The sequence below is a fragment of the Pseudoxanthomonas sp. F11 genome (genome assembly GCF_037046485.1).
Classification (GTDB): domain Bacteria; phylum Pseudomonadota; class Gammaproteobacteria; order Xanthomonadales; family Xanthomonadaceae; genus Pseudoxanthomonas_A.
This window is the reverse complement of sequence record NZ_JBANLZ010000003.1, coordinates 461962-482981: the sequence shown is the minus strand read 5'-3', so window position 1 is coordinate 482981 and position 21020 is coordinate 461962. Positions and strand designations below refer to the sequence as shown.

Below are 21020 nucleotides of genomic sequence, written 5' to 3'. Positions count from 1 at the left end.
ATGCGGTCAGGGCCAGGTTGGCGGATTGGCCTGCCAGGCGGCGAGGACTTCCGCCAGCGTGTCGCGATCTTCCTGCTTCCAGTCCGGGAGCTGCGAGGCGAAATTGCGTGCGTCGATCCACACGGCGGGTTCCGTGCGCACGGCGGCGCCGAACCAGGCGACCGCTTCCTGCTTCCGGTCCAGGCGCCACAGTGCCAGCGCCAACGTGGGCGGGGCCCACGAGGGTGATCCGTAGGCGCTGGCGACTTCGACCCAGCGCGTCAGTGCGGGCTCGACCTGGCCCGCGCGAAAGAGGTCCCACGCATAGTTCCACCGCACGGCGCGCCCCAGTGTGCCTTTGGCATCCGTCTGCGCCAGAACCTGCTGGTAGAGCTGGCCGCCGAGGTCGGCACGTCCGTCGCCGTAAGCGATGTGGGCCAGCTGCGCGGTGGCCTCGAGCTGCCGACGGCCGCGGTCGCGTTCGCGCACGAGTGCCTGCACCTGGGCTTCTCCCTCGCCCTCGACCACGACGATCGGTCGCGCCGTCGTCTTGTCTTCGTCGAAATAGAACTCCTTGGGCTTCGGCACGCTCTGTGCGTGCGCGGAGAACACCAGGGATGCCAGCACGGCGGCCAGCAGCATGCACTTACCGGATTTCACGAACGTCCCCCAGACAGCCGATGTACCCCGACCCCATGCTAACCGCTGCAACGCACAATGACGAAGTGACCGACGTCACAGAAAAGGGCGCTGTTACAATGCGCGCCTTCGCGCCCGGGGGTTGTCGGGCCTCGCCAGCCGCTTGCACGGGCCCGCCATGACCAGCACCGCCGAACTCACCTCACCCTCGTCCGCCAACACGCCGCAGCTCGGGGTGATCGACAGCGATTACACGCTGGAGCACAAGTACACCCGCACCGACGGCCGCATCTACCTGAGCGGCGTGCAGGCGCTGGTCCGGCTGCCGCTGATGCAGCGCCTGCGCGACCAGGCCGCGGGCCTGAACACGGCCGGCTTCATCAGCGGCTACCGCGGCTCGCCGCTGGGCGGCTTCGACCTGGAGCTGTGGCGCGCGCGCAAGCATCTGGAGGCAGCGGGCGTGAAGTTCACTCCCGGCCTGAACGAGGACCTGGGCGCCACGATGGTGTGGGGCACGCAGCAGACCAACCTGTTCCCTGGCGCCAAGGTCGATGGCGTGTATTCCATGTGGTACGGCAAGGGCCCCGGCGTAGACCGCTGCGGCGACGTGTTCAAGCACGGCAACGCGGCCGGCACCTCGAAGTTCGGCGGCGTGCTGGCGCTGGCGGCCGACGACCACAACTGCCGCAGCTCCACCCTGCCACACGGCTCGGAGGACGAATTCGTCAGCGCGATGATGCCGATCCTCAACCCGGCCGGCGTGCAGGACATCCTGGACCTGGGCCTGGTGGGCTGGGCGATGAGCCGGTACACGGGCCGCTGGATCGGCTTCAAGACGATCGCTGAGACGGTGGAGTCGTCGGCGTCGGTGCAGGTGGACCCGTTCGCGCGCGAGATCGTGCTGCCGGAGGATTTCGCCATGCCCGCGGGCGGCCTCAACATCCGTTGGCCGAACCCGCCGCTGGACCAGGAGATGCGCCTGCACAAGTACGCGGTCGCCGCGGCGCAGGCCTTCGCCCGCGCGAACGGGGTGGACCGGATCGTGCTGGATTCGCCGCGCGCGCGCCTTGGCATCGTCACCACCGGCAAGAGCTACCTGGACGTGCTGCAGGCGCTGGAGTACCTGGGCCTGGACGAGCAAGCCTGCGCCGACATCGGCATCCGCGTCTACAAGGTGGGCATGACCTGGCCGCTGGAACCGGTGGGCATCACCGCGTTCGCCAAGGGGCTGGAAGACATCGTCGTGGTGGAGGAGAAGCGTGCCTTCATCGAGCGGCAGATGAAGGAGTATTTCTACAACTGGCCGGCCAGCGCGGGCACACGCCCGTCCATCGTCGGCAAGTACGACGAAGGCGGCGAGTGGATCCTGCCGTCCACCGGCGAACTGACGCCGGCCACCATCGCCGGCGTCATCGGCAAGCGCATCCAGCGCTTCTTCACGACGGAATCCATCGAACAGCGCCTGCGCTGGATGGAAGAGAAGGAAGCCGAGATGGCGCTGCCGCGCGCGAACTTCCCGCGCGTGCCGCATTACTGCTCGGGCTGCCCGCACAACACCTCGACGGTGGTGCCGGAAGGCTCGCGCGCGCTCGGCGGCATCGGCTGCCACTACATGGTCACGTGGATGGACCGCAACACCGACACCTTCACCCACATGGGCGGCGAAGGCGTCACCTGGTCCGGGCAGGCCCCGTTCACCGAGACCGAACACGTCTTCCAGAACCTGGGCGACGGTACGTTCTTCCACTCCGGCTCGCTGGCGGTGCGCCAGTCGGTGGCCACCGGGGTGAACATCACCTACAAGATCCTCTACAACGACGCGGTGGCGATGACCGGCGGCCAGCCGGTGGACGGCACGCTGTCGGTGCCGCAGATCGCGCACATGATGCGCGCCGAGGGCGTGGACACCATCGTCGTGGTCAGCGACGAAGTGGGCAAGTGGAGCAAGCGCGAGATCTTCCCCTCGGGGGTGGAGTTCTTCGACCGCAAGGACCTGGACGACGTGCAGCGCCGCCTGCGCGAGGTGAAGGGCGTCTCCATCCTGATCTACGACCAGGTCTGCGCCACCGAGAAGCGCCGCCGCCGCAAGCGCGGCAAGCTGCCGGACCCGGCCAAGCGCACGATGGTCAACACGCTGGTCTGCGAAGGCTGCGGCGACTGCGGCGTGAAGAGCTTCTGCGTGTCGGTGCTGCCGAAGGAAACCGAGTTCGGCCGCAAGCGCGAGATCGACCAGTCGAATTGCAACAAGGATTTCCGCTGCGTCGACGGCTTCTGCCCCAGCTTCGTCACCGTGCACGGCGGCAATCCGCGCAAGGGCAAGAAGGCGAATGCCGCCGACCTGCTGGCCGCACTGCCGGCGCCGGCGTTCAAGTCGGACCTGGCCCAGCCCTGGAACATCCTGATCACCGGCGTCGGCGGCACCGGCGTGGTGACCATCGGCGCCCTGCTCGGCATGGCGGGCCATCTGGAAGGCAAGGGCGCCAGCGTGCTCGACCAGACCGGCCTGGCGCAGAAGGGGGGTGCGGTGACCACGCACATCCGCATCGCGCGCACGCCCGAAGACATCCACGCCGTCCGCATCGCCGCCGGCGAGGCCGACCTGGTGCTGGGCTGCGACATGGTGGTGGTCAACGACTACTGGGTGCTGTCGAAGGTGCGCGGCGAGCGCTCGCAGGTGGTGCTGAACACCTACGAGGCGATGCCCGGCACGTTCACCACGCATCCGGACATGCAGTTCCCGGCCACCGACATCATCGCCGGAGTGAAGGTCGCCCTCGGCGGCCGCGAGCCGATGCTCGTGGACGCCACACAGGTGGCCACCGCGCTGATGGGCGATGCGATCGCCAGCAACCTGTTCATGCTGGGCTATGCCTGGCAGCAAGGGCTGGTGCCGATCTCGTTCGAGGCGATCATGCGCGCCGTCGAGCTCAACGGCGCCGCCATCGAGATGAACAGGACCGCCTTCGCCTGGGGCCGGCTGGCGGTCGTCAACCCGCAGGCCGTGCAGGAGGCCGCCGGGCTGATCCGCAATGCACAGACCGAGAGCGAGCGCACCCCGCGCGCCCTGCAGGTGCTGCCGCCGGGCGAATGGGAAAGCACCGAGTGGGGCGCGAACGCCGCGCCGCGCAATCCCGGCAACGAGAGCGAACTGCGCGGCCTGCCCGAGGACGGCGCGAACGGCGACGATGTCGCGTTCCTGCCGCTGGACGATCTGCGCCTGTCGCGCTCGCTGGACGAACTGATCGCGCGCCGCAGCGCCTTCCTCACCGAATATCAGGACGCCGCTTACGCCGCGCGCTACACCGACCTGGTGGCCAGGGTGCGCACCGCCGAGAACACCCGCGCGCCGGGTTCGACCGCGCTGACGGAAGCGGTCGCCCGCTACTTCTTCAAGCTGATGGCGTACAAGGACGAGTACGAAGTCGCGCGCCTGTACACCAGCGGCGAGTTCAAGCGCCGGCTGGAGCAACAATTCGAAGGCGACTACGAAGTGCACTTCCACCTGGCGCCGCCGCTGTTCGCCAAGAAGGATGCGCACGGCCGCCTGATGAAGAAGGAATACGGCCCGTGGGTGTTCAAGGCCTTCGGCCTGCTGGCGAAGCTGCGCTTCCTGCGTGGCGGCACCTTCGACGTGTTCGGCTACACCGACGAGCGCAAGGGTGAGCGCCAGCTGATTGCCGACTACGAGAAGACCGTGGGCGAACTGCTGGCCGCACTGGATGCCGATCGCTTGGGGCTGGCGGTGGAGATCGCCAGCATCCCGGAGCACATTCGCGGCTACGGACACGTCAAGGAAAAACACCTGCACGCCGCCAAGGCCCGCGAAGCGGAACTGCTGGGCCTGTGGCGCAATCCGAAGTCGCTGCATATCGTACAGGCCGCCTGAAGGATGGCGTTCGCCGGCTGTTGGAGCATGTAATCGAACGAAGACTTTCAATGCAATGTCACTTTTCGCTGACATTTCATTGAATGTTATCGCTCGCTGACTATTGCAATCTTGTCAGCACTCGCTTACATATTCGCGTATGGGTAATCTGCGCACTCCTGCCGACCTCGGCACCGTGATCCGTCAGCGCCGCAAGGTTCTGGGGTGGGATCAGGCGGCGCTGGCGCACGAAGTCGGCGTCAGCCGCCAGTGGATCATCCAGGTCGAAAAAGGCAAACCGCGCGCCGAGCTGCAGCTGGTCCTGCGGACCTTGAACGTGCTCGGGCTGCAGTTGATCGCCGGCACGCCCGAGGCTCTCTCGTCCAGTCCCGCGGGGCGTACCGCACCACCGGACATCGACCAGATACTGGAAAAAAATCGCCGTACGACAGTGCGCTACCCCTTGGTTGCGCCACCGTCCACTTCTCCCGAGATGCAGATCAGGGAGGCATCGCAAGGCTCCGCGTTCGAGGACATCCTCAGGCAGGCCGAGGAAGAGCTCGCCCGAGGGGCGACGGCCCAGGACGAGGCGGGGGCGCTAGCAAGCGGCGAGCCCATTCGACCGCTCGGGACCATCGCAAAGAAGAATCCGAAAGCATGAGCCTGCACGTGCTGATGTCCGGGCAACCCATCGGGGAACTGCAATCGGACCGACACGGCCATCCCGAGCTGCTGTATCGCGCGGACTGGCGGGAATCGGCGGGGGCCTCGCCCTTGTCGCTGAGCCTGCCACTGGGCCGATCCACGCATCCGACCGATGTGGTTTCTGCCGTCCTCTGGGGCTTGCTGCCGGACAACGAGAACACGCTCCAGCGCTGGGGCTCCCGTTTTCATGTGTCACCACGCAATCCGGTAGCTCTGCTCGCGCATGTCGGCGAAGACTGCGCCGGCGCGGTGCAATTCGTCACGGAAGACCGCCTGCAGGCGGTATTGTCCGGCAAGTCGGACCGGGTCGAGCTCCTGACCGACCAGGACGTGGCGCAACGCCTGGCGCGCGTGCGCCAGGATGTCGGTGCCGGGCGGATCATCGACGATGCCGGCCAGTTCAGTCTGGCAGGCGCACAGGCGAAGATCGCGCTGCTCAAGACCGCCGCAGGCTGGGCGATTCCCAGCGGCCGAGTTCCGACCACGCATATCCTCAAGCCGCCAAGCGGCGACTATGAGGGCTTCGTCGAGAACGAAATGTTTTGCCTGCGCCTGGCGCGCACATTGGATCTTCCCGCAGCCTGGTCGGAGAAACTTGTGCTGGGCGAGGAAACGGCGATCTGCGTGGAGCGCTATGACCGCGTGCTGGTCGACGGGACGTGGCAGCGCATCCACCAGGAGGACTTCTGCCAGGCATTGGGCGTAATGCCGCACATCAAGTACCAGAACCAGGGGGGTCCGGGTCCGGCCGCCCTTGCCGATGTGCTTTGGCAGCACTCCTCCCAACCCCGCACGGATGTGGAGTCGCTGCTTCGTGCGCTGATGTTCAACTATCTGGTGGGCGGCACCGACGCTCATGCGAAGAACTATTCGATCCTGTCCGGCGCCGGTGGCAGGATCCGATTGGCGCCGCTGTACGACATCTCAAGTGCGCTGCCTTATCCCGCCCTGCAGAAGCGCAAGATCAAGATGGCGATGAAGATCGGCAGCCACTATCGCTGGTGGGACATCCAGCTGCGCGACTGGCAGGCCACTGCGGAAGACATGCATCTGGATGCCGACGACGCGCTCAGGACACTCGCGCGGATGTGCCTCCAGTTGCCGCGCCAGGCGGAACGGCTGCTCGCGCAGTTCCGCGGCGACGGCATGGGGCACGCGGTGCTCGATCGGCTGGTAGGCGAGATCGAAGCCTCGTGTCGGCGCTGCCTGCAGCAGTTCAAGGCCCCCTCAGAGGCGTGACTAACGGACTGTCCGCCACACCAGGCAGCGGTTGTTGGCCGGCATGGCGTTGTCTTCGACCAGACACAGGCCGACGCCGCGCGCCAGCGCATCGACCGCCTCGAAGTCGCGGATGCCCGAGGCGGGATCGCGGTCCTTCAGCCACTGATCGAACGCGCGGTTGCTGTCGCTGGTGAAGTCGCCGCCATCGTTGAACGGGCCGTAGACGATCAACAGGCCGTCTTCTTGCAGCACTTCGCCGACCCCGGCAAAGAACGCCTCCACCTGTGGCCACCCCATGATGTGCAGGCTGTTGGCGGTGAAGACCGCGTCGAACCTGTTCCCTGGCCAAGGTCCGTCGACATCGAGTTCGATCGCGGGCGGCGTGTTGGACAGTGCCGCCTCATCGAGCCACTGCGTGATGCCGGGCAAATTAACCGCGCGATCGCTGCACTGCCACGACAGCCACGGCATCGCGGCGGCGAAGTGCACGGCGTGCTGGCCAGTGCCGCTGCCGATCTCCAGCACGCGGCGCGTGGCGCCCAGGTGGCGTTGCAGCACTTCCAGGATCGGCCCCTGGTTGCGCACACACGACGGTGCGAAGGGTTTGGTCACGAGGCGTAGCGTGCGCCACGCGCACGACCTCGTATTGCCCGAACGACCATGACGCCGTGCGCGCAGCGCACGCTACGCGGCCCGCACGTAGAACCGTTTCGCACCGCCCTCGCCCGCCCGCTCCTCGACGGTGAAATGGCGCGGGTGCGCCTTCATCAGGTCGCTGAGCTTCTTGTGCCCGTAAAGGCGGGTATCGAAGTCCGGCCGCACTTTGCTGAGGTAACTGCCGACACTGCCGAGGAAGGCCCACCCCTGGTCGTCGCTGGCCTCCTCGATGGCCTGTCGGATCAGCTTCAGCGGCAGCGATTCGTGCCTGCCGGATTCGGCCACGGGGGCAGCGGTGGGCTCGGCCTGCCCGGCGGGCTTCTTCGCCGCCGGCCTGGCCGCCTTCTTGGCGGGCTTGGACGGCGAGGGCGGAGCGGCAGGCGCGCCTGCTTCGCTGCGCAGCACCTCCACGTAGATGAACTTGTCGCAGGCCTGCACGAAGGCATCCGGCGTCTTGCGCTCGCCGAAGCCGTACACGGTCAGCCCTTCCTCGCGCAGGCGCTGGGCCAGGCGGGTGAAGTCGCTGTCGCTCGACACCAGGCAGACGCCATCGAAGCGACCGGTATACATCAGGTCCATCGCATCGATGATCAGCGAGCTGTCGGTAGCGTTCTTGCCGCTGGTGTAGGCGAACTGCTGCACCGGGTTGATCGAGTGCTTCAGCAGCGCCTGCTTCCATTGCGTCATGCGGGTGCTGGTGAAGTCGCCATAGATGCGCTTCACGCTGGCCACCCCGTATTTGGCCACCTCGGCCAGCAGGCCCTCGATCACCGCGGGCTGGGCATTGTCGGCATCGATCAGCACGGCCAGCCGCGGCTGCTCGTCGTCGCTCTCGGGGCGTACGGACGGACGGGACTTCATACGGGCGCGTTCCTGTGCGGGGTGCGCGCATTGTGCACCACGTCACCCGCCCGTGACCGGCGTCACTTGACGCTGCGCGGCATGCCGACGACAGTCCGGGGCTCCTCCGCCCGGACACGCGCATGCACCGCCGCGACTTCCTGACCCTCGGCGGCCTGGCCTTCGCCGGCCTCGCCCTGCCCGGCACCCGCGTGATCGCCGCCGAAGCCCTGCTGGAACCCGGCGACGTGGCGAAGAAGAAGCGCCTGGCCGATGCAGCGCTGGCGGCAGCCACTGCGGCCGGCGCCACCTACTGCGACGTGCGCATCGGCCGCTACCTGCGCCAGTCGCTGATCACCCGCGAGGACAAGGTGCAGAACGTGGTGAACACCGAATCCTCCGGTGTCGGCGTGCGCGTGATCGCGCAGGGCGCATGGGGCTTCGCGGCGACGAACGACCCGACACCCGATGGCGTCGCCGCCGCCGCGCGCCAGGCCGTGGTGATCGCGCGCGCCAATGCACGCATCCAGGGCAAGCCCGTACAGCTCGCGCCGTTGAAGGGTGTCGGCGAGGTGAGCTGGCGCACGCCGATCGTGAAGAACGCGATGGCGGTGCCGGTAAAGGAGAAGGTGGACCTGCTGCTGGACGCGAATGCCACCGCGTTGGCGGCCGGCGCCAGCTTCGCGGCGTCGCGGATGTTCGTGATCAACGAGCAGAAGTACTTTGCCAGCACCGACGGTTCGTACATCGATCAGGACGTGCATCGCATCTGGGTGCCTTTCACGGTGACGGTGGTGGACAAGGCCGGCGGCCGGTTCAAGACGCGTGATGGCCTGTCCGCACCGATGGGCATGGGGTACGAATACCTGGACGCCAACGCCGCGGACAAGTTCATGCTGCCAGGCGGTGTGGTGGCCTACGGCGCGTCCTACGATCTGCGCGAGGACATCATCGCGGCGGCCAAGCAGGCACGCGCGAAACTGACCGCACCCTCAGTGAAGCCCGGCAAGTACGATCTGGTGCTGGATCCGTCCAACCTGTTCCTGACCATCCACGAGAACGTCGGCCACCCGCTGGAGCTGGACCGCGTGCTGGGGTACGAAGCCAACTACGCCGGCACCAGCTTCGCCACCCTGGACAAGCGCGAGCAGCGCTTCCAATGGGGCAGTCCGATCGTCAACTTCACCGCCGACAAGACCGAGCCGCGCAGCCTGGGCGCGGTGGGTTACGACGACGAAGGGGTGAAGACGCGCCGCTGGGACCTGGTGAAGGACGGCGTGCTGGTCAATTACCAGGCCACCCGCGACGAAGTACACATCCTCGGCGAGGACGCCTCGCACGGCTGCAGCTATGCCGATTCGTGGAGCAGCGTGCAGTTCCAGCGCATGGCCAATGTCTCGCTGGCGCCCGGCAAGGCGCCGCTGACGGTAGCCGGGATGGTGAAGGAGGTGGAGAACGGCCTGTACATCCACGGCCGGGGCTCGTACTCGATCGACCAACAGCGTTACAACGCGCAGTTCGGCGGACAGCTCTATTTCGAGATCAAGAACGGGCAGGTCACACGGCAGGTGGAGGACGCGGCCTACCAGATCCGCACGCCGGAGTTCTGGAATGCCTGCACCGCGATCTGCGACGCGCGCGACTTCCGCCTGGGCGGATCGTTCTTCGACGGCAAAGGCCAGCCCAGCCAGGTGTCGGCGGTATCGCACGGCTCGGCCACCACGCGCTTCAACGGCATCAACATCATCAACACCGCGCGCAGCCTCGGATAGCTCTTCAGCCGTCGTCCCAGCGCATGCTGGGACCCATCTTGCTCCTGATGCTGTGGGTCTACGCCAAGGAAAAGAGCCAATGGATCCCAGCGTGCGCTGGGATGACGACAAGAGGTGTGCGAATGGACCCAGGATGGTGCGTTCGATCCGCTAACCGGCTTCTTCTATGCCTAAAGTCATTTGACGCTGTCGGTACGCAGGGCAAGAATCGGAAACGACCTGCGCGGGGACTGCGCGGGCCGACGCACTATCGTCGCAGCCCCGCCTGCCCTGCAGGCCCAACCGGTGGAGAACTGCCTTGCAACGTCGTGACTTCCTGGCCATGACCGGCCTCAGCCTGGGCGGCCTGATGGTGCCGTCCTTCCTCGGCAAGGCGATCGCCGCCGAGCAGCTCCAGTCCACCCTCGATGTCGCCTTCAAGAAGCGCCTCGCCGATGCCGCGCTCGCCGCGGCCAGGCAGGCCGGCGCCAGCTACTGCGACGTGCGCATCGGCCGCTACCTGCGCCAGTTCGTGATCACCCGCGAGGACAAGGTGCAGAACGTGGTGAATACCGAATCCACCGGTGCCGGCATCCGCGTGATCGCCAACGGCGCTTGGGGCTTCGCCGCCACCAATACGCTGACCGCCGAAGGCGTGGCCAGCGCCGCGCGCCAGGCGGCCGCGATCGCCAAGGCCAACAGCAAGACCCAGACCGCGCCGGTGCAGCTGGCCAAGGCGCCGGGCTTCGGCGAAGTGTCGTGGAATACGCCGATCAAGAAGAACGCGATGGAGGTGCCGATCAAGGACAAGGTCGACCTGCTGCTGGGCGTCAACGCCGCAGCGATCAACGCCGGTGCCGACTTCGTCAACTCGATGATGTTCCTGGTCAACGAGCAGAAGTATTTCGCCAGCACCGACGGCTCCTACATCGACCAGGACGTGCACCGCATCTGGGTACCGATGACGGTCACCGCCATCGACAAGGCCAGCGGCAAGTTCCGCACGCGCGACGGTCTGTCCGCGCCCATGGGGCTGGGCTACGAGTACCTGGATGGCGACGCCGGGCAGAAGTTCACTTCCCCCAACGGCGTGGTCAACTACGGCCTGTCCTACGACATGAAGGAAGACGCGATCGCCGCGGCCAGGCAGGCGCGCGCCAAACTGACCGCCCCGTCGGTGAAGCCGGGCAAGTACGACCTGGTGCTGGACCCGTCGCATACCTGGCTGACCATCCACGAGAACGTCGGCCACCCGCTGGAACTGGATCGTGTGCTCGGCTACGAGGCGAACTACGCCGGCACCAGCTTCGCCACCCTGGACAAGCGCAAGGAAGCCTTCCAGTACGGCAGCGACATCGTCAACCTGTTCGCCGACAAGGTACAGCCCGGCAGCCTGGGCGCGGTCGGCTACGACGACGAAGGCGTGAAGACCAAGCGCTGGGACCTGGTGAGCGCCGGCAAGCTGGTCGACTACCAGACCATCCGCGACCAGGCCCACATCCTGGGCAAGACCGAATCCGACGGCTGCTGCTACGCCGACTCGTGGAGCAGCGTGCAGTTCCAGCGCATGGCCAACGTGTCGCTCGCGCCCGGAAAGGCCAAGCTCTCGGTCGCCGACATGATCAAGGACGTGGAGAACGGCATCTACATCATCGGCGACGGCTCGTTCTCGATCGACCAGCAGCGCTACAACGCGCAGTTCGGCGGACAGCTGTTCTATGAGATCAAGAACGGCAGGATCACCCGGCAGATCGAGGATGTGGCCTACCAGATCCGCACGCCGGAATTCTGGAACGCCTGCACCGCGATCTGCGACGAGAGCGACTACCGCCTGGGCGGCTCGTTCTTCGACGGCAAGGGCCAGCCCGGCCAGGTGTCCGCGGTGTCGCACGGGTCGTCCACCGCGCGCTTCAACGGCATGAACGTCATCAACACCGCCCGTTCGCTCGGCTGACCGGCGCAAGGAGACCCTAGAACATGAGCATCCTCACCGAAGCGCAGGCCAAGGCCATTTTGGACAAGGTCATCGCGCTCTCCACCGCCGACGAATGCACTGCGTCCCTCACCGGCTCCGTCGACGGCAACATCCGCTTCGCCCTGAACAACGTGTCCACCAGCGGCATCGTCAGCAATACCGACCTGGGCGTGCAGGTGGCGTTCGGCAAGCGCGTGGGCATCGCGACGATCAACGAGTTCGACGACGCCGCGCTGGAGCGGGTGGTCCGCCGTGCCGAAGACCTCGCCCGGCTGGCGCCGGAGAATCCCGAGTTCATGCCGGCCGTCGAGAAGCAGACCTACACGCCCAGCGCCACCTTCAGCGAATCCACCGCCGCCATCACGCCCGAGTTCCGCGCCCAGGTCGCCGCCGATTCGATCGGCCCCTGCAAGGCGGAGAAGCTGATCGCCGCCGGCTTCCTGGAGGATGGCCAGAGCTTCGTCGCCTTCGCCAACAGCAAGGGCAACTTCGGCTACCAGCGCGCGACCGCGTTCAACTACACCTGCACGGTGCGCACGGAAGACGGCCGCGGTTCCGGCTGGGTCGGCCGCAACCTGAAGGACGCCAACGCGTTCAAGGCCGACAGCGACATCCGCATCGCCATGCGCAAGGCCAGCGAATCGGCCGAGGCCAAGGCGCTGGAGCCGGGCAAGTACACGGTGATCCTGGAGCCGGCCGCGGCGGCGGGCCTGATCTCTTTCATGATGAACTTCTTCGACGCGCGCCAGGCCGACGAAGGCCGCAGCTTCCTATCCAAGAAGGGCGGCGGCAATAAACTGGGCGAGCAGGTCTACGACCCGCGCGTGAACATCAGCGCCGACCCGTGGCACCCAGGCGCTGAAGTCATGCCCTGGGATGGCGAAGGCCTGCCGCGCGAAAAGATGGCCATCGTCGAGAACGGCAAGGTGGTCAACCTGGAGTACTCCCGCTTCTGGGCGCAGAAGCAGGGCAAGCGCGCGATCGGTTCCCCGGGCAACCTGCTGATGGCGGGCGGCACCAAGTCCACGGCGGAGCTGGTGGCCGGGACGCAGAAGGGCATTCTGGTCACGCGCACCTGGTATATCCGCATGGTCGATCCCCAGACGGTGCTGCTGACCGGCCTGACCCGCGACGGCACGTTCTACATCGAGAACGGGCAGATCAAGCACCCGGTGAAGAACTTCCGCTTCAACGAGTCGCCGGTGATCATGCTCAACAACATCGAGGAACTGGGCAAGCCGGTGCGCGTGGCCGGCGACGAGTCCAGCTTCGTGATGATGATCCCGCCGATGAAGCTGCGCGACTTCACCTTCACCTCGCTGTCCGACGCGGTGTAAGGGCGAGAAGTGAGTGGAGAGGAGTGAGGAGTGAGTAGAGGCAAGGCAGGCAGCGTGCGCGCATCGCTCACTTCTCACTCCTCTCCACTCGCTCCTGCGTCATGACCCGCACCGAGTTCCTGAGACTGATGAGCGCCGGCCTGGCTGGCGCGCTGCTGGCCGGCGCACCGCGCAGCGCGCGTGCGGCGGGCAATTACGACTTCTGGTTCACCCGCCTGAAGTACGACTCCGGCGACTGGGACGTGGATGCGCGCATGCCGTCCAACCTGATCACTTCGCTGATCGACTACACCACGCTGCGCGTGGACCCGAAGGAACACGTGCTGGCGCTGTCCGACCCGCGCATGCTCGCTGCCCCGTTCTGCTACCTGGCCGGGCACAAACTGGTGGAGTTCAACCCGGTGGAGCGGCGGCATTTCGAGCGTTATGTGCGCAACGGCGGCTTCGTCTTCGTCGACGACTGCAATCACGACATCGACGGCCTGTTCGCCAAGTCGTTCGAGGCGCAGATGGCGTCGATCTTCGGCGCGAAGGCGATGAAGAAGCTGCCGAACACGCACGCGATCTATTCCTCGTTCTTCAAGTTCGATGGCCCGCCGGCCACCAGCTTCGAGCTCAACGGCTGGGGCGACGATCTGGTGCATGACTACCTGCAGGGCATCGAGATCAACGGCCGCCTCGGCGTGCTCTACAGCAACAAGGATTACGGCTGCGAATGGGACTACGACTGGCGCAACAAGCGTTTCCTGGCCGAGGACAACACCAAGTTCGGCGTCAACGTCGTGATCTATGCGCTGACGACATGAAGATGGCTGCACCCATGTCCTCTCCGCCGTCATCCCAGCGCAAGCTGGGATCCATCGTGACCTTTGCGCCGTGCTCGCCCAGGCACCTGAAGCGCAGGAACACCATCAGATTGGATCCCAGCTTGCGCTGGGATGACGGCACATGCTGTCGCAATTCGCTGCATTGACATCACCCTGGAAACGCCATGACGCAGATCACCGAATCCGACCTCCAGCAGCAACTCGCCAAGCTCGGCGAACTCCGCGCCGCCATCGGCCGGGCCATCGTCGGCCAGCAGGAGGTCGTCGAGCAGCTGCTGATCGGCCTCCTTGCCGGCGGCCACTGCCTGCTCGAAGGCGTGCCCGGCCTGGGCAAGACGCTGCTGGTCCGCTCACTGGGCGAGGCATTGCACCTGCAGTTCCGCCGCGTGCAGTTCACCCCGGACCTGATGCCCAGCGACATCCTCGGCACCGAACTGCTGGAGGAAGACCATGGGACGGGCCATCGCCATTTCCGTTTCCAGCCCGGCCCGATCTTCACCAATCTGCTGCTCGCCGATGAACTCAACCGCACGCCGCCGAAGACCCAGGCTGCGCTGCTGGAGGCGATGCAGGAACGCACCGTCAGCTACGCCGGCACCACGCATGCGTTGCCATCGCCGTTCTTCGTATTGGCCACGCAGAACCCACTGGAGCAGGCCGGCACCTATCCGCTGCCGGAAGCGCAGCTTGACCGCTTCCTGCTGCACATCCGCGTGGACTACCCCACCGAGCAGGAAGAGCACGACATCCTGGTGCAGACCACCGGCCGCGCCGACGGCGGTGTGCCGCGGGTGATGGAGGGCGACGCGGTGCTGGCGCTGCAGAAGCATGTCCGCGACGTGCATGTCAGCGACGACCTGCTGCGCTGGATCACGAAGCTGGTCCGTGCCAGTCGTCCCGGCGACGGCGTGCCCCACGAGGTCCGCAGCTACGTGCGCTGGGGTGCCGGCCCGCGCGCCGGCCAGTCGCTGGTGCTCGCCGCGAAGGCGCGTGCGCTGCTGCACGGGCGCTTGGCGGCGACGCGCGAGGACATCGTTGCACTGGCCAAGCCGGTGATGCGCCACCGCCTGCTGCTGTCGTTCGCCGCCGAGGCCGAGCAGGTCAGCGCGGACGACGTGATCGCCGCGCTGCTGCGCGGCGTGCCGCTCACCGCCTGAGCGACGCCGTGGCGCACGACCTGATCCCCGCCGATGTCCGCAGCCGGTTGAAGGACCTGCGGCTGACCGCGCGTCGTGCGATCGGCGCGCAGGGGATCGGCCTGCACCACAGCCGCAGCCGCGGCGCCGGCCTGGAGTTCGCGCAGTACCGCGCCTACGAGCCGGGCGACGAGCTGCGCCAGATCGACTGGAAGTTGTATGCGCGCTCGGACCGCTTCTTCGTGCGCGAAGCCGAGCGCGAGAGTCCGCTGACGGTGTGGATCGTGCTCGACGCGACCGCGTCGATGGCGCAACGGGATGGCGCGCGCGGCACGCGTTTCGATGCCGCGCGCAGTCTCGCGGCCTGTGTCGTCGAACTGGCCCTGCGCCAGGGCGACCGCTTCGGCCTGCTCGTGCTGCACGGCGATGGCGTCCGCCTGGTGGCTCCCGGTAACGGCGCGCGCCAGCGCGACCAACTGCTGCTCGCCCTGCACGGCCTGCATGCCGACGGGGCGTTCCCCGCACAGGAACGGTTGGGCCCCGTGTTCGAACGCATCGGTGCCGGCGACCTGGTACTGGTGCTGAGCGACTGGTTCGATGATGCGATACCCGCCTTGGCGGAACGCCTGGCCGCTGCGCGGCGCGAGGTGCTGGCGATCCAGCTGCTGACCACGGATGAGCGCGACTTCCCGTTCACCGGCGGCCACCGTTTTCGCGATCCGGAAACCGGCGAGGAGTTGCTGGGCGATGCCGCCGCGCTGCGTGCGGACTATCTGCAACGCTTGGTGGAGGCGCAGCGCCTATTGGATGCGCGACTCGATGCCAGCGGGATACGCCATACGCGCTATTACACCGACCAACCGCTGGACCTGCCGCTGCGGCGGCTGTTCGGCGCGCGCGACGCGGCGGAGTACGCATGAGCCTGGCGTTCCTGCTGCCGGCCGGCCTGGCCGCGCTTGCCGCACTGCTGGTGCCCTTGCTGCTGCACCTCGCGCGCCGGAACGAGCAGACACCGACCGATTTCGCCGCACTGCGCTGGCTGCGGCAGAAGCCGAAGCCGCGCCACCGGATCCGCTTCGACGAATGGCCGTTGCTGCTGCTGCGCCTGCTCCTGCTCGCGCTGCTCGCGCTCTGGCTCGCCCGGCCGGTGCTGTCCGGCATGCACGATACGCGCCCGTGGGTCGTCGTGGTGCCGGGCGTGGAGGCCGATGACGTGCGCATTCAGACCAGCGAGGCCGGTGCACGGATGCATTGGCTGGCACCCGGCTTTCCTTCGCTGGAAGAGCCGGTGGCCGCCGGCACAACCGCCATCGGCAGTCTGCTGCGCCAGCTCGATGCGGAACTCCCGACCGGCGTCGCGTTGACCGTGATCGTGCCTGCAACGTTGCAAGGCGCGGATGCCGAACGGCCTGCGCTGTCGCGCGCGGTGACGTGGAGCGTCGTCGACGGCGCGATGCCGGCTTCGTCGGCGAAGGCCTTGCCGCCGCCTTCATTGGCAATCCGCCATCCGGCGGGCGACGAGCATGCGCTGCGCTACCTGCGTGCCGCCGTACGCGCGTGGCGGCCAAGCGGGGCCGCGACCCCGCAGATCGACACGAGCGACGCACCGCTGCCTCCATCCTCGCAGCCGCTGGTATGGCTCGTCCCCGGACCGGTGCCTGTGCCGGTCACGCAATGGATTTCCGCCGGCGGTGTCGCGTTGCTGGCCCACGAAAGCGCGGTGGACGACATCGTGATGTCACCGATGGCCTGGCACGACGCCGAGGGTGCGCCGCTGGTCGAAGGCGCCCCGCTCGGCCGGGGCCGGGTGATGCGCTTCACCCGGCCGCTGCGACCGGAGGCGATGCCGGTCCTGCTCGACGCCGATTTCCCGCACCGCCTGCGCGCCCTGTTCGACCGTCCCGCCCCCGCACCCGCGCGCGTGCTGGCGACGGACTATGCGCCGACAGGCGGTGGCGCGACCTATCCCGTCGCACCACGCGACCTGCAGCCCTGGCTGGCCCTGTTGATTGCGCTGTTGGCGGTGGTCGAGCGCTGGATGGCGACGCGACGCACGCGGAGCGTGGCGCCATGACGTTGTCGGCCTTCGACCGCCTCGCCCAGGTCCGTCGCCATGCGGCGCTCGGCCAGCTGGTGTTGGGAGCGCCGATGCCCGTCGCGTTCGCCGGTGTGTTGTGGCGGTTCGCATCGCCCGCGGTAGCCGTGTCCGTCGCGCTGGCCGGGATCGCGGTCCTCGCCGCACTGGCCTGGCGGCGGACACGCGCGTTCGACACCGCCTGGCTGGTGCGTCAGCTGGATGCGCGCCGCAAGGACCTCGACGACAGCAGCGATCTGCTGCTGGCGCCGCCCGCCTCGCTGACGCCGCTGCAACAGCTGCAGCAGGCGCGTGTCCGCGAACGGCTGCGCAGCCAGCCGGCACCGGATCTGCGCACACCGTGGCCGTGGCCGCGCATCGTGGCGATGTGGCTGGTGGCCGGCGGGGTGATCGCGGTGTCGGCGTTGTGGCCGGCGCGCGCACCGATGGCCAGCACGCTTGCGCCTGCGGACGAAGAAACACCGGTCATCCCCGGCGTCCCGCGCCTGGTCGGCCAGGGCTTGCACGTCGCGCCGCCGTCCTACACGGGCCAGCCGGCACGCGATGAAGCCACGCTCGATGCGAAAGCCCCCGTCGGCTCGAGGCTCGCCTGGACACTGCGCTTCGAACCGCAACCCACCCGCGCCGATCTCGTCTTCCACGACGGCCAACGCATCGCGCTGCAGCGCGACGGCGACACCTGGCGAGCGACGCACACCCTCGCGAAATCCACGCTGTACCGTGTGGTGGCCGCCGGCACGGAGGCGCAACCGCCGTCGAAACTCCGGCGGCTGGATGCCATTCCCGATCGCGCGCCGCAGGTGAAGGTGCTGGCGCCCGACCGTGGCCTGAGCCTGGTGGCGGTCGGACAGACGCGCTGGGCGCTCGCCTTCGAAGCACGCGACGACTACGGCGTGGCCGCGGCCGCCATGCTGAAGCTGACGCTCGCGCAGGGCAGCGGTGAGAACATCGCGTTCAAGGAACAGGCGATGACGCTGCACGGCACCGGTCCGGCGACCGCGCGCCGCTTCACCGCGTCGCTCGACCTCGCGGCGGTCGGCATGGCCGTCGGCGACGACCTGATCGCGCAGCTCACCGTGCGCGACACGCGTGCCCCGACGCCGCAGACCGCGCAGAGCCCCGGCCTGATCCTGCGCTGGCCGGCGGACCTGGGCCAGGAAAGCACGGGCCTGGAAGGACTGGTGAAGAAGGTGATGCCGGCCTACTTCCGCAGCCAGCGCCAGATCATCATCGACGCAGAAGCCCTGCAGAAGCAGAAGCGCAGCCTGGCGGCGGACACCTTCGTCACGCGCTCGGACGCGATCGGCGTGGACCAACGCATCCTGCGCCTGCGCTACGGCCAGTTCCTCGGCGAGGAAGCCGAAGGCGAACCGCAACCGCCGCCGACCAGCGACGCCGACGACGATCACGCGGACGACGACGGACACGATCACGCCCAAGCGCCGACCGCCGTGCAGGACGATCACGACCATGCGACGTCGGCGACCGGCGCGAGCTTCGGCCGCGAAGCCGACGTGCTGGAAGCCTACGGGCACACGCACGACCACGCCGAGGCCGCCACACTGCTCGACCCCGAGACGCGCGCCACGCTGAAGAAGGCGCTGGACCAGATGTGGCAATCGGAACTGCACCTGCGCCAGGGGCAACCGGACCGCGCGTTGCCGTTCGCGTACAAGGCGCTGGAGTACATCAAGCAGGTGCAGCAGGCCACGCGCATCTACCTGGCCCGCGTGGGACCGGAACTGCCGCCCATCGACGAAACGCGCCGGATGGGCGGCGATCGCACGGGCATCGGCTCCCGCGCGCTCGGCCCACTCGCCCCGATGCCCGACGACGTCGACGCGGCCCCCGCACGCGCATGGCGCGCCCTGGCCAATGATCGCGCGGCGGCGGATAGCGCGGACCTGGATGCCCTGCACACCTGGCTACGCACGAACGAGGCGCGCGTGCCGGATGCGCTGGACCTGTTCGCCGCCATCGATGAAGTCCGGGGCGATCCAGCCTGCGCGCCCTGCCGTGCGCGTCTGCGCGCGTTGCTGTGGTCGGCGTCGCCGCAACCGCCCGCACAGGTCCCCCGTCGGGCAGCGCCGGACGATGCCGGCCGCCGCTACCTCGACGCCCTGCAGCAGGAGCCCGCGCGATGACCCTGACCGCGCTCCCGCCCTGGCTGCTGGCCGGCCTGCTCACGCTCGGCGTGCTGCTCGCGTGGGCGCGCCTGATCGCGCGCCGTCATGGTGCTTCCACGGGCGTGCGCGGCTCCCGCTCCCGCTTCCTGCTGCTGTGCGCGCTGCAACCCATCTGCGCGCTGCTGCTCTACTTCACCCTGCTCCCGCCGCGGCAGGCATCGTCCCCCGGCACGTTGGTGGTGATGACCGCGAACGCCGGACAGGTCGCCCTGCCCGCGGCGCTGCAGGGCCAGCCTCGCGTCTCCCTGCCGGAGGCCACGGCCACCGCCGGCAGCGAGCGCTTGCCGGACCTGGGCACGGCGCTGCGGCGCCGTCCGGACGTGCGCACGCTGCACTTCGTCGGCGATGGCCTGCACGCCCGCGACCTGGATGCGCTGGGCGACCAGCGCGTGACGTTCTCCCCCACCGCGATGCCACGCGGCTTCGTCGAACTCTCACGGGTGCGCGTCGTCGCTCCCGGCGACACTTTCGTCGTGAGCGGCCGCGTCAACGGTGTGGCGCGGGCGACCGTGGTACTGCGCGATCCCGCGGGCCAGCGCATCGATGCAGGGCCTGCGGACCGGCAGGGACGCTTCCGCCTGACCGGTATCGCCCGTCTGCCTGGCCCGGCGCTGTTCCGGGTGGAGGTGCGGGAAGCACGCGGCAGCGTGGCCGATGCCGCGTCGCTGCCGGTCTGGACGCAGCCGACGCCGCCGCCCCGCGTGTGGATGCTCGCCGGTGCACCCACTGCCGAGGGCAAGTACCTCCGCCGCTGGGCGACGGACGTGGGCATTCCGCTTCATTTGCAGGTCAGCCTGGGTGGCGGCATCCAGCTGGGCGATACGCCGCTGCCGTTGAATGCCGAAACGCTGCGTCGCTTCGACCTGCTGGTGCTGGACGCGCGCAGTGCCGCGGGACTCGGCGAGGCACAACGTGCGGCGCTCGGCACGGCGGTGCGCGACGGGCTTGGCGTGCTGGTGCGCGCCGACGGACCGATCCCCGCACCCGTACAGCGCCTGCTGGGTATCCCTGCCGTGGGCAGCGAGGAGGTGGAATTCCGCCTTCCGCGTCCGGCGCCGGACGACGACGCCTGGCGTGCGCGGCGCGGCGCCGGCACGGCCGACCTGCCGGTGGATGCCGATGCCGTACCCGCGGGCCTGCCCGTGCTCACGCGCCGCACGACCCGGATGCCGGCGGGCGACGATGTGGCGCTGCTCCGCGACGCCGCCGGCGCACCACTCGCCTGGTGGCATGCGATGGGCCGCGGCCGCGTGGCCGTGTGGACGCCGGCCGATACCTACACGCTGGTGCTGGCGGGCCACGCCGACGTGCACGCCGCACTGTGGGCGCAGGCTTTCGCCACGCTGGCGCGCGCCGGCGCGCCGGCCATCGCTGCGATCCCGGACGAGGCGCGCGCAGGCGAACGCGCAGCGCTGTGCGGCATCGCCGACGAGGCCCGGATCGTCGCGCCCGACGGCACCACCACACGGATACTGCGCGATCCCGCGAGCGGCAACGCGCGCTGCGCGGGTTTCTGGCCACGGGATGCAGGCTGGCATCAGCTGAGGGTCGGGGACGCTGCGACCCCGTTCTTCGTCCGCGCCCGGGACGATGCGCCTTCACTGCATCGCGCCGCCGTCCGGTCGCAGACCCTGCAGCGGGCCGCCAGGGCGGAGGTCGCTGCGACGCAGTCCGTCTCGGAAGGTGCGCGCGGACCCGCCTGGCCCTGGTTCCTGGCCTGGCTCGCCGCGAGTGCGCTGCTGTGGTGGCTGGAGCGCAGGCGCTCCGCACCCGGTTAACGACTCCCGAATGCGCCGTGCGCAATCCT

Annotated in this window: 15 protein-coding genes; 12 read left to right on the top strand and 3 right to left on the bottom strand. The window is 68.2% G+C overall.

All coding sequences use genetic code 11. The features are described 5' to 3' along the window. Window positions 1-6 precede the first annotated feature (6 nt). Window positions 7-621 carry a tetratricopeptide repeat protein gene (locus V8246_RS12740; protein ID WP_336189533.1) on the bottom strand — a complete coding sequence of 205 codons (615 nt, stop codon included), beginning with the start codon at window positions 619-621 and terminating at the stop codon, window positions 7-9. Between the two features lie 175 nt (window positions 622-796). Between V8246_RS12740 and V8246_RS12735 the strand changes: the two genes are divergently transcribed. The 3 genes from V8246_RS12735 (at window position 797) to V8246_RS12725 (ending at window position 6427) form a co-directional block, all read left to right on the top strand. Beyond that, window positions 797-4504 carry an indolepyruvate ferredoxin oxidoreductase family protein gene (locus V8246_RS12735; protein WP_336189492.1) on the top strand — a complete coding sequence of 1236 codons (3708 nt, stop codon included), beginning with the start codon at window positions 797-799 and terminating at the stop codon, window positions 4502-4504. 139 nt (window positions 4505-4643) lie between these two features. Continuing rightward, on the top strand, window positions 4644-5144 hold the full coding sequence (locus tag V8246_RS12730) for a helix-turn-helix transcriptional regulator (RefSeq protein ID WP_336189491.1): 501 nt from the start codon (window positions 4644-4646) through the stop codon (window positions 5142-5144). Further along, window positions 5141-6427 carry a type II toxin-antitoxin system HipA family toxin gene (locus V8246_RS12725; RefSeq protein WP_336189490.1) on the top strand — a complete coding sequence of 429 codons (1287 nt, stop codon included), beginning with the start codon at window positions 5141-5143 and terminating at the stop codon, window positions 6425-6427. Before V8246_RS12730 ends, V8246_RS12725 begins: the two co-directional genes overlap by 4 nt. On the opposite strand, the gene V8246_RS12720 is transcribed toward V8246_RS12725, so the two are convergent. Both V8246_RS12720 and V8246_RS12715 read right to left on the bottom strand, forming a co-directional pair. Beyond that, entirely contained in the window at window positions 6428-7021 is a 594-nt protein-coding gene (locus V8246_RS12720) for a DUF938 domain-containing protein (protein ID WP_336189489.1), read from the bottom strand. A gap of 72 nt (window positions 7022-7093) precedes the next feature. Beyond that, window positions 7094-7927, bottom strand: a complete 834-nt coding sequence (locus tag V8246_RS12715) for an NYN domain-containing protein (RefSeq protein ID WP_336189488.1) — start codon at window positions 7925-7927, stop codon at window positions 7094-7096. A gap of 122 nt (window positions 7928-8049) precedes the next feature. Here V8246_RS12715 and V8246_RS12710 point away from each other — a divergent pair, with 122 nt between their 5' ends. From V8246_RS12710 to V8246_RS12670, 9 genes are all read left to right on the top strand, one after another. Next, a complete protein-coding gene (locus V8246_RS12710) occupies window positions 8050-9678 on the top strand; it encodes a TldD/PmbA family protein (RefSeq protein WP_336189486.1) in 1629 nt (542 codons plus the stop codon). 298 nt (window positions 9679-9976) lie between these two features. Next, window positions 9977-11611, top strand: coding sequence for a TldD/PmbA family protein (locus tag V8246_RS12705; RefSeq protein ID WP_336189485.1), 1635 nt, complete (start codon window positions 9977-9979; stop codon window positions 11609-11611). A 23-nt stretch (window positions 11612-11634) separates the two neighbouring features. After that, complete coding sequence (locus tag V8246_RS12700) at window positions 11635-12969, top strand: TldD/PmbA family protein (RefSeq protein WP_245126290.1); 1335 nt, start codon at window positions 11635-11637, stop codon at window positions 12967-12969. Window positions 12970-13097: 128 nt separating this feature from the next. Then, complete coding sequence (locus V8246_RS12695; RefSeq protein ID WP_336189532.1) at window positions 13098-13775, top strand: DUF4159 domain-containing protein; 678 nt, start codon at window positions 13098-13100, stop codon at window positions 13773-13775. 185 nt (window positions 13776-13960) lie between these two features. Continuing rightward, entirely contained in the window at window positions 13961-14953 is a 993-nt protein-coding gene (locus V8246_RS12690; RefSeq protein ID WP_336189483.1) for a MoxR family ATPase, read from the top strand. A gap of 8 nt (window positions 14954-14961) precedes the next feature. Beyond that, a complete protein-coding gene (locus tag V8246_RS12685; RefSeq protein WP_336189482.1) occupies window positions 14962-15852 on the top strand; it encodes a DUF58 domain-containing protein in 891 nt (296 codons plus the stop codon). Beyond that, window positions 15849-17006, top strand: coding sequence for a BatA domain-containing protein (locus tag V8246_RS12680; RefSeq protein WP_336189481.1), 1158 nt, complete (start codon window positions 15849-15851; stop codon window positions 17004-17006). Before V8246_RS12685 ends, V8246_RS12680 begins: the two co-directional genes overlap by 4 nt. After that, the gene (locus V8246_RS12675; protein WP_336189479.1) at window positions 17003-19171 is read left to right on the top strand and encodes a hypothetical protein; all 2169 of its coding nucleotides are present in this window, start codon (window positions 17003-17005) and stop codon (window positions 19169-19171) included. Before V8246_RS12680 ends, V8246_RS12675 begins: the two co-directional genes overlap by 4 nt. Continuing rightward, the gene (locus tag V8246_RS12670) at window positions 19168-20991 is read left to right on the top strand and encodes a carboxypeptidase regulatory-like domain-containing protein (protein WP_336189477.1); all 1824 of its coding nucleotides are present in this window, start codon (window positions 19168-19170) and stop codon (window positions 20989-20991) included. The genes V8246_RS12675 and V8246_RS12670 overlap by 4 nt, the downstream gene beginning before the upstream one ends. Window positions 20992-21020: the final 29 nt, after the last annotated feature.

Excerpts from the sequence above, each read along its gene's own strand:
- V8246_RS12740 (WP_336189533.1), bottom strand. The coding sequence starts at position 621 with ATGCTGCTGGCCGCCGTGCTGGCATCCCTGGTGTTCTCCGCGCACGCA.
- V8246_RS12735 (WP_336189492.1), top strand. The coding sequence starts at position 797 with ATGACCAGCACCGCCGAACTCACCTCACCCTCGTCCGCCAACACGCCG.
- V8246_RS12730 (WP_336189491.1), top strand. The coding sequence starts at position 4,644 with ATGGGTAATCTGCGCACTCCTGCCGACCTCGGCACCGTGATCCGTCAG.
- V8246_RS12725 (WP_336189490.1), top strand. The coding sequence starts at position 5,141 with ATGAGCCTGCACGTGCTGATGTCCGGGCAACCCATCGGGGAACTGCAA.
- V8246_RS12715 (WP_336189488.1), bottom strand. The coding sequence starts at position 7,927 with ATGAAGTCCCGTCCGTCCGTACGCCCCGAGAGCGACGACGAGCAGCCG.
- V8246_RS12710 (WP_336189486.1), top strand. The coding sequence starts at position 8,050 with ATGCACCGCCGCGACTTCCTGACCCTCGGCGGCCTGGCCTTCGCCGGC.
- V8246_RS12700 (WP_245126290.1), top strand. The coding sequence starts at position 11,635 with ATGAGCATCCTCACCGAAGCGCAGGCCAAGGCCATTTTGGACAAGGTC.
- V8246_RS12695 (WP_336189532.1), top strand. The coding sequence starts at position 13,098 with ATGAGCGCCGGCCTGGCTGGCGCGCTGCTGGCCGGCGCACCGCGCAGC.
- V8246_RS12690 (WP_336189483.1), top strand. The coding sequence starts at position 13,961 with ATGACGCAGATCACCGAATCCGACCTCCAGCAGCAACTCGCCAAGCTC.
- V8246_RS12680 (WP_336189481.1), top strand. The coding sequence starts at position 15,849 with ATGAGCCTGGCGTTCCTGCTGCCGGCCGGCCTGGCCGCGCTTGCCGCA.
- V8246_RS12675 (WP_336189479.1), top strand. The coding sequence starts at position 17,003 with ATGACGTTGTCGGCCTTCGACCGCCTCGCCCAGGTCCGTCGCCATGCG.
- V8246_RS12670 (WP_336189477.1), top strand. The coding sequence starts at position 19,168 with ATGACCCTGACCGCGCTCCCGCCCTGGCTGCTGGCCGGCCTGCTCACG.